The sequence below is a fragment of the Weizmannia sp. CD-2023 genome (genome assembly GCF_036225245.1).
GTDB classification, from domain to species: Bacteria; Bacillota; Bacilli; order Bacillales; family Bacillaceae_C; genus Weizmannia; species Weizmannia faecalis.
In genome coordinates, this window is record NZ_JARTJQ010000018.1 from 46,501 (window position 1) to 54,499 (window position 7,999).

General features: G+C 48.5%; 10 protein-coding genes. All 10 read right to left on the reverse strand.

What is annotated here, in order from left to right; translation table 11 throughout:
- Window positions 1–84 precede the first annotated feature (84 nt).
- Window positions 85–270 carry a type Z 30S ribosomal protein S14 gene (locus P9687_RS02210; protein WP_013860453.1) on the reverse strand — a complete coding sequence of 62 codons (186 nt, stop codon included), beginning with the start codon at window positions 268–270 and terminating at the stop codon, window positions 85–87.
- Between the two features lie 823 nt (window positions 271–1,093).
- Window positions 1,094–1,657, reverse strand: coding sequence for an FAD-dependent oxidoreductase (locus P9687_RS02215; protein ID WP_035188636.1), 564 nt, complete (start codon window positions 1,655–1,657; stop codon window positions 1,094–1,096).
- A 190-nt stretch (window positions 1,658–1,847) separates the two neighbouring features.
- The gene (locus P9687_RS17285; protein WP_428832241.1) at window positions 1,848–2,132 is read right to left on the reverse strand and encodes an HTH domain-containing protein; all 285 of its coding nucleotides are present in this window, start codon (window positions 2,130–2,132) and stop codon (window positions 1,848–1,850) included.
- Window positions 2,108–2,305: a hypothetical protein gene (locus P9687_RS02220; RefSeq protein WP_328228497.1), complete on the reverse strand. Its 198-nt coding sequence runs from the start codon at window positions 2,303–2,305 to the stop codon at window positions 2,108–2,110. The genes P9687_RS17285 and P9687_RS02220 overlap by 25 nt, the downstream gene beginning before the upstream one ends.
- Before the next feature lie 103 nt (window positions 2,306–2,408).
- Complete coding sequence (locus P9687_RS02225; RefSeq protein ID WP_035188632.1) at window positions 2,409–2,855, reverse strand: GNAT family N-acetyltransferase; 447 nt, start codon at window positions 2,853–2,855, stop codon at window positions 2,409–2,411.
- 147 nt (window positions 2,856–3,002) lie between these two features.
- On the reverse strand, window positions 3,003–4,520 hold the full coding sequence (locus P9687_RS02230) for an acyl-CoA carboxylase subunit beta (RefSeq protein WP_017551845.1): 1,518 nt from the start codon (window positions 4,518–4,520) through the stop codon (window positions 3,003–3,005).
- Window positions 4,521–4,524: 4 nt separating this feature from the next.
- Complete coding sequence (locus P9687_RS02235) at window positions 4,525–5,304, reverse strand: enoyl-CoA hydratase (protein ID WP_328228179.1); 780 nt, start codon at window positions 5,302–5,304, stop codon at window positions 4,525–4,527.
- Window positions 5,305–5,434: 130 nt separating this feature from the next.
- On the reverse strand, window positions 5,435–6,343 hold the full coding sequence (locus P9687_RS02240; RefSeq protein ID WP_328228496.1) for a hydroxymethylglutaryl-CoA lyase: 909 nt from the start codon (window positions 6,341–6,343) through the stop codon (window positions 5,435–5,437).
- A gap of 23 nt (window positions 6,344–6,366) precedes the next feature.
- A complete protein-coding gene (locus P9687_RS02245; protein WP_071452114.1) occupies window positions 6,367–6,576 on the reverse strand; it encodes an acetyl-CoA carboxylase biotin carboxyl carrier protein subunit in 210 nt (69 codons plus the stop codon).
- A gap of 263 nt (window positions 6,577–6,839) precedes the next feature.
- Window positions 6,840–7,999, reverse strand: a 1,160-nt coding sequence (locus P9687_RS02250; RefSeq protein WP_328228857.1) for an acetyl-CoA carboxylase biotin carboxylase subunit, incomplete at its 5' end; no start/stop codon positions are given.

Consider the following 7,999-nt stretch of genomic DNA (forward strand, 5'->3'; position numbering starts at 1 on the left):
TGAAGAGGGATTAAAGAATTTACAAAGATGCGGAAAGAACGGGGATATGTATCCCGTGCCCCGAAAAAGGGGAGCGGGGAAGGCTTACCAGCTGGATTTCTTTACGCCCGGAATCTCGCCTTTATACGCAAGTTCCCGGAAACAGATGCGGCAAAGTTTGAATTTGCGGTATACCGAATGAGGACGCCCGCACCGCTCGCAGCGTGTGTAAGCCTGAACTTTAAATTTCGGCTCACGTTTTTGTTTGACAATCATCGATTTCTTTGCCATGACGTTTGCCTCCTTTCTATGTGCTAACAGTTTATTTTACTATAAGTTCAACAGAAAAGATAGTGGTACATTTTGGCAGATTCTTTCTAAATCATTTTACAAATAACATACCTATTGTTGGCTAATACCGTTTTTTGGAATTATAATTTGACCCGATTGTTTTCCTGGTTTCGGGAGCCGTGTTTATCGCAATAACATCCTCACTTATTCAGAATACAGATGCTCGCCGCAAAAAAAGCAGGCCCAACTAAGCCTACTCTACTTTAAAACTCATGAAATTTTTTTTGCCTTAGATTTCGCCCAATTTCTAAACCAAATAATGAAAGAGAGAATCAATAATAATATACCAAAAATCAAAAAAAATCTTGGAATCAATAATATTTGACTAATCAGCGAGTTTCCGAGCTCTACAGTTGAATAACCATCAACAAGATGAACCAAAAACATCATACATAGTCCTGTAAACGCCATCACAAATCCATATTGAAAAATTCGATACATGAACCTCAACTCCCCGTTTTTTAAAAATTCGGTTTATTTTTTTGGATATTTTTATCTATTGTAATCATAAATTCCATTTTTAACAATCCTCCCATGGAATAGGAAAGACGGCTTTACGCAAAAAAGGTTTGATGATTGCCTGAATCCCGCGTGTACCGGCTGCATCCCCAGTGCCCGGCTTTGCAGGGGGTGGTTTGATTTTGGAAAAACAATAAGCATGTCAGAATGCTTGATCTGCGACGAATTCTTTTCAGTTCCAGCCCACATTGAAAAAAAGCAAACGAAAACCGGGCGGAATTTTGCCCGGTTCGTTTACAACGGCTTATTTTCCTAAAACATCGTGGTCGACCCAGCGTTTGCCGTCGATTTCACTGATGAGGTTGACAGCCACTTTAGCGCCGTCGCCTGCTGTGATAATGGTGTGCATGGAGACGCCGGCAACCGTGCCGCATGCCCATACATTCGGGACATTCGTTTTTCCTTGCGCATCCACTGCAAAAACGGTTTTTACGCGTGGTTCTGTTGCCGGTTTGGTTTTGACGCCAAGGGCTTCCCCGAGGCTTGCAATCATGCCGGTTGCAAGAATAACGTATTTGCTTTCGTACGACCCTTGTTCTGTTTTAATGGTAAAACCATTTTCCGTTTTTTCAATTGATTCGACTTTTTCGTCGACCAGTTCGGCCCCGAATTGCGCTGCCTGTTTTTTACCGGTTTCGACCAGGTCTGGTCCGGTTATTTCTGTTACGCCGTAGTGATTTTTCAGCAAAGCCCGCTTGGTAGCGCTCGTGCCACCATCAAAAAGCACTGTGCTTTTCCCGGCTTTGGCCGTAAAAATGGCGGCACTTGCCCCGGCCGGACCAGCTCCAATAATGGCAATTTCATACATCGTACATTCCTCCTTACTATTTTAAGTATAGACCGGCAAATGGGGAAGTTCAAAAAATACACTTTGGAAGGCACGGAAATGTAAGGCCTTATTTTCTAAGCGTTCCTTTGGACAAATCGAATCAAAGTCAGGGATAACCAAATTGTCCTCAGAAGAAGCCAAGGATAGAACTTGATCGGTAAACAATGAATTAAAGTTCGGGTCTTAAAACAAAAGATAGCATTAACAAATTCACACAAATATTCATCAAATGATCAACATCAATATGATCATTTCCTTCAAAAAAAGCTTTAAGCACATCACAAGGCACATTGGCATACTTACCTAATGTTTCATAGGAAAGATTATAATCTCCTATCAAATTAGCCTCTATTATCGCTCTCACTCTCTCTTTTGAGTCTATAAAAGAGAATCCTGTACTTAAAAACGGTAAACAATAATGGATTCTTTTTAACTCTCCTTCATCAAAGTAGATGGCTTTCCAGAGAGAATTTTTGTAGTTTTCTCATCGGAAATCCCAAATAGAGTAGCTAATTGTTGATCTTTTAACTGAAATTTATTTTTAATATTTAGGAATTGATTTTTTAAATATTCATGACTTCCATCTGAATAAACATTGGAAGTTGTATCGTGAACAAAATCAGACATTTTTTCCGACTCCTTTAAAATATTATATAATCTTCACAATAAAATGAAAAGGAAAAATAGAATTGGGAATCGGATTACCGGTTTTTCTCATTTTCTCATGTCATCATAAATGCAGTTCCATCCATTCATCCACTTCCTGGAAACCGAATTTTTTATACAATGGCTTGCCCATTTCCGAAGCGCCAAGCCAGATGTTGGAGATGCCAGCCTTTTTCACCTCATCAACCAGTTTTTCCATCAATTCTTTCGCGATCCCCTGGCCGCGGTATTCTTCTTTTGTATAAACATTTGTAATATAGGCTTTCTTCCCGCTTTTATTCACATAACTCGGCGGAAATTCGTAAAAAATGACGGCCCCACAGGCAACGATTTCTCCTCCGACTTCCGCAAGCCATTGGACCATGGAGCCTTCTTTTAATTTCTTTTGAAAAAACTTTTCCAAATCGGCATCAATGTCCGTCTTCGGTTCGATGCCTTGGGCAACTTGCTGCTGCTTTCTAAGCTCTATTAAATGGTGAAGATCATCCAGATGGGCTTTCCGAAATTCCATAGATGCGCCTCCTCGTTGGCATTTGATAATACATTCATACCCCGTTTTAAGGAAGAAAAGCGCACAATGCGGTTTCTTTTCGTTGCCATTTTTGTTTTCCGGGAGCCACATCGAAAAGCAGCTGCGTGCCTGCAGCTGCTTTTTGGGTCAAACCGGGTATACCGGGTGCTTTGGTTTTGAAAAGTCTTCCTTCTTCCCGCTGTACATTTCAAGCCGGCGTTCGAGTTCTTCCCGCAGTTCGTTGCCCGGTACGACGGCGTCCACAACCAGTTCGGAAGCAAGCCGGTAAATGTCAATGTCTTTCACGTACTCCGCCCGTTTTTCCGCGAAAAATGCCGGCCGTTCTTCTTCCGGGAGTGCGGCGATTTTATTGGCGTATACGGCATTGACCGCGGCTTCCGGGCCCATGACCGCAATCGATGCAGACGGAAGCGCAATGCAGCAGTCCGGTTCAAACGCCGGGCCCGCCATTGCGTATAAGCCGGCACCGTACGCTTTCCGGACAATGACGGACAGTTTCGGAACGGTTGCTTCGCTCATCGCAAAAATCATTTTGGCCCCGTGGCGGATAATGCCGGCCCGCTCCACCTGCGTCCCGATCATGAAACCGGGCACATCCGCGAGAAACAAAAGCGGAATATGGAACGCATCACAAAGATGGATAAATTTTGCCGCTTTATCGGCGCTGTCGTGGAAAAGCACGCCGCCTTTCACCCGCGGCTGATTTGCTATCATTCCGACAGGCCGGCCGCCAATCCGTGCGAGGCATGTAATCAGTTCGGGCGCAAACTTCTTTTTAATCTCGCAGATTGAATCTTCATCCACAATCCGCTCGATCAGCTGGTACATGTCAAACGGGGCATTTTCATTTTTCGGGATCAGTTCCTCAATCGTTTTTTCAAACGCAGCCGGCGCTTTTGCTTCTGTTCTTGCCGGCTTTTCGGAAAAATTGTCCGGAAAATAGGTTAAGTATTTTTGCACATAACGGATCGCTTCTTCTTCCGTTTTCACAAGCACATCGCCGCAACCTGAAACGGTGCAGTGCATTTTTGCGCCGCCCATCTGCTCGAGCGTCACTTTTTCACCGATCACCATCTCGGCCATCCGCGGCGAGCCTAAGTACATGGACGCATTGCCCTCGACCATTACGACAATATCGCAAAATGCGGGAATATACGCTCCGCCGGCAGCAGACGGCCCGAACAAGAGGCAAATTTGCGGCACTTTCCCGGACAAATGCACCTCGTTGTAAAAAATCCGCCCTGCCCCTCTTCTGCCCGGAAACATCTCGATCTGATCGGTAATCCGCGCCCCGGCGGAATCGACGAGATACAAAATGGGGCAGTTGAGTTTCGCGGCTGTCTCCTGGATGCGGATGATTTTTTCGACCGTCCGCCAGCCCCATGAACCGGCTTTTACGGTCGAATCGTTGGCCATAACGCAAACGGTGCGGCCGCCAATTTTTCCGAGCCCGGTGACAACTCCGTCTGCCGGCAGGTCCCCCGCAAGGGCATTGGCAAACAGCCCGTCTTCGGCCTTGAGCCCGTCATCCAGCAGCATTTGCAGGCGTTCGCGGACAAACCATTTGCCCTGTTCTCGGTTTTTTTGGTGGTATTTTTCCTTTCCGCCCTTTAAAATCTCTGCTTTTTTGCTTTCGTAGTCCATTGCATTACCTCCCTCTATATACCGGGGCGCGCTTTTCCGCGAATGCCCGCAAGCCCTCGAGCCTGTCTTCGGTCGGAATGAGCGCGTTGTAGGCGAGTTCTTCGATTTTCAGCCCTGCTAAAAGGCCGGTTTCTGTCCCGTGGTCGATGGCCGTTTTTGCCTGCCTGAGTGCAATGGGGCCGTTTTTTTTCATTTCCCCCGCCAGTTCAAACGCTTTTTCGATTACTGCTGCACGCGGCACAGCGTATTCGAGCAGGCCGATTGCCGCTGCTTCTTCAGCAGTCAGCCGTCGCGCCGTGTAGATCAGTTCTTTCGCTTTGCCAATCCCGATCAGTCTTGGCAACCGCTGTGTGCCGCCCGCTCCCGGGATGATCGCGAGCGACGTTTCGGTAAGCCCATATTTTGCTTCGCGGGCGCCAATGCGAAGATCACATGCCAGCGCCAGCTCCAGCCCACCGCCGAATGCCGACCCGTTTAGCGCCGCAATTACCGGTTGGGGCAGCGCGGCCGTTTCATTTACAACCGCACCGATCTTCCGTACGGCCTGCAGCACCTCTTCCTCGTTCATGCCTTTCCGCTCTTTTAAATCCGCTCCGGCGCAAAACACTTTTTCCCCGGCGCCGGTCAGGATCACAACGCGCGTGCTCTGGTCTTTTTTTACTTCCGATAAAGCTTCATGCATATCCGAAAGCATTTCTTTGGATAATGCATTTGCAGCTTCCGGCCGGTTCAACGTCATCACGGTGATGCCATCTTGTTTTTCCAATAAAACTGTTCCTGTCATGTTCTTTTTCCCCTCCTGCCTGTTTGCCTGCAAGCGCCCTTCCGATCGGCTTTGCAATCTGTTTTGCGGTTCCGGGCTGTTCTGGATCACCACGCCAGTGCCTTTTGCTTTTTCCGGCAAAACGTTCCCGTTATGCTCCTCCTGCCATCCTGTAAATTTCCATCTGGTGGCTTGCAAGCGGCCTTCCGATCGTTTTTTCAATCTGCTGTGCGGCCTGGATGATGCGGCCAAGATCAACGCCGGTCTCAATGCCCATCTGCGCGAATAGGTACAGCAAATCTTCCGTGGCGACATTACCGGCTGCCCCTTTCGCATACGGGCAGCCGCCCAGGCCACCTGCTGCGCTGTCAAAAACAGTAATCCCCATTTCGAGCGACTTGACAACATTCGCAAGTGCCGTCCCTCTTGTATCGTGGAAATGCATCGCCAGTTGCCTTGCATGAAAATCCTTCAGCAGTTCGCCGAGCAACCGCTCAACATCCGTCGGCACGCCGGCACCGATCGTATCCCCGAGAGAAATTTCATCCACGCCCATCGCAAACAAGCGGCCGGCCACTTCTTTTACTTGCTTTGGGGAAACCGGTCCGTCATACGGGCAGGCAATCACCGTCGAAATATATCCCCTTACCGATTTCCCGGCGTTTTTCGCTTCCTTCACCACTTTTTCCAAGACCGGATAGGTTTCCGCAATCGTTTTATTAATGTTGCGGAGGTTATGTCCTTCGCTTGCCGACATGAAGACGCTCACTTCATCCACACCTGCATTTAAGGCCCGCTCAAGCCCCCTCACGTTCGGGACAAGCGCGGCATAGGTCACGCCCGGCTTCCGTCTGATTTTTTCCAGCACCGCTCCGGTATCGGCAAGCTGCGGTATCCATTCCGGCCGGACGAATGATCCTGCTTCGATGTACGTCAGACCCGTATCTGACAATGCGTTGATCCATGCAATTTTTTCTTCTGTCGCCACGACCGCCTTTTCATTTTGCAGCCCGTCGCGCGGTCCGACTTCTTTCACGGTCACTTTTTCAGGCAGCTTCACATCCCCGCCTCCTTCAAATTGCGCTACTCCAGTTCCACCAGCACATCGGATTCGTTGACAAACTCGCCTTCCCGAGCATGAACTTTTACGACTGTGCCGTCTTCCTCGGCGGCAATCGGAATTTCCATTTTCATGGATTCAAGGACGACCACATCGTCGCCTTCCTTCACCTGGTCGCCTTCCTTTACGAGCACTTTCCAAACACTTCCTGCCATACTTGCTGTAATTTCCATCTGCTTTTCCTCCTGTTTAAAAAGTCACTGACAATTGGAACATGGTTGGGTTCTTTTTGTATGTTCTCCCGGGTGCTCCCCGCCTTTCACCTTTGAACCCGACGGATCCCTTCCTCCATCTGGTCATCTTACTCCCAGAGCTCTGCTTGGTTTAAATCTTTGTGTCCCTATTAAAAATAGATGACGGCGGGATCGTCTTCCTGCCTCCTTTAACCGGTGGCAGGCCCTACTTTCTTTCGGATTCTCCCCCTTTTCGAATCCGCCTACTTGCGGGACTCCGCTTGTTTTAAAAAGTCATTGACAAAATGCGTGGTAGTATATCCTTTTAAAAATTGTTCGTGGCTGACGGTGTCAATCAGCATTGAAATATTCGTTTTAATCCCTTCCACTTGATAGTTTAAAAGTGCATCCCTGATCCTTTTGCAAGCTTCTTCGCGCGAGCTGCCCCAGGCAATCAGTTTTGCAATCATCGGGTCGTAAAAAGGAGTCACTTCAGAACCTGCTTCCACGGCCGTCTCATTGCGGATGCCTTCACCTTCCGGCAGTCGGAAAGCCGTAATTTTACCCGGCGATGGCAGAAATGTCTTCGGATCTTCGGCATAAATCCGCACTTCAATCGCGTGGCCGTTTCGCTTGAGCGTCTCCCTCGTGATCGTGAGGCGTTCGCCTGAAGCGACTTTCAACTGCTCTTCCACAATGTCCAGCCCGGTAATTTCTTCCGTCACCGGATGTTCCACTTGCAATCTTGTATTCATCTCAAGAAAATAGAAATGCTGGTCCCGGTCCACGATCATTTCTATCGTGCCGGCATTTATATAGCCGATAGATGTTGCTGCTTTCACTGCCGCATCCAGCATCTTTTGCCGGGTCGCTTCGCTGATAAAAGGCGATGGCGCTTCTTCGACAACTTTCTGGTGGCGGCGCTGGATCGAACATTCCCTCTCCATAAGCGGCACAACGTTTCCATATTGGTCTGCCAGAATCTGGATTTCTACATGATGCGGTTCTTCAATATATTTTTCAATGAACATCGCGCCGTCCCCGAAAAACATTTCCGCCCGTTTTTTGTTGCCGGCAAACGCTTTGCGCAGCTCTTTTTCGCTTTGGACCACCTGCATCCCGATTCCGCCGCCGCCTGCCGAAGCCTTCAGCATTGCGGGATAACCGATTTTTTCAGCCGCCCGGACCGCCGCTTCTTCATCTTCAAGCGGATCATCCACGCCTTCAATCACCGGCACGCCTGCTGCTTTCATCGTGCGGCGCGCTTCAATTTTGCTGCCCATCGCAGCAATGATTGCAGGAGAAGGCCCGATAAAAATGATCCCCGCCTCAATGCATTTCCGGGCAAAAGGCGCATTCTCGGACAAAAGCCCGTAACCCGGATGGACCGCTTCCGCCCCGCTTTCTTTGGCCGCCCGGATGA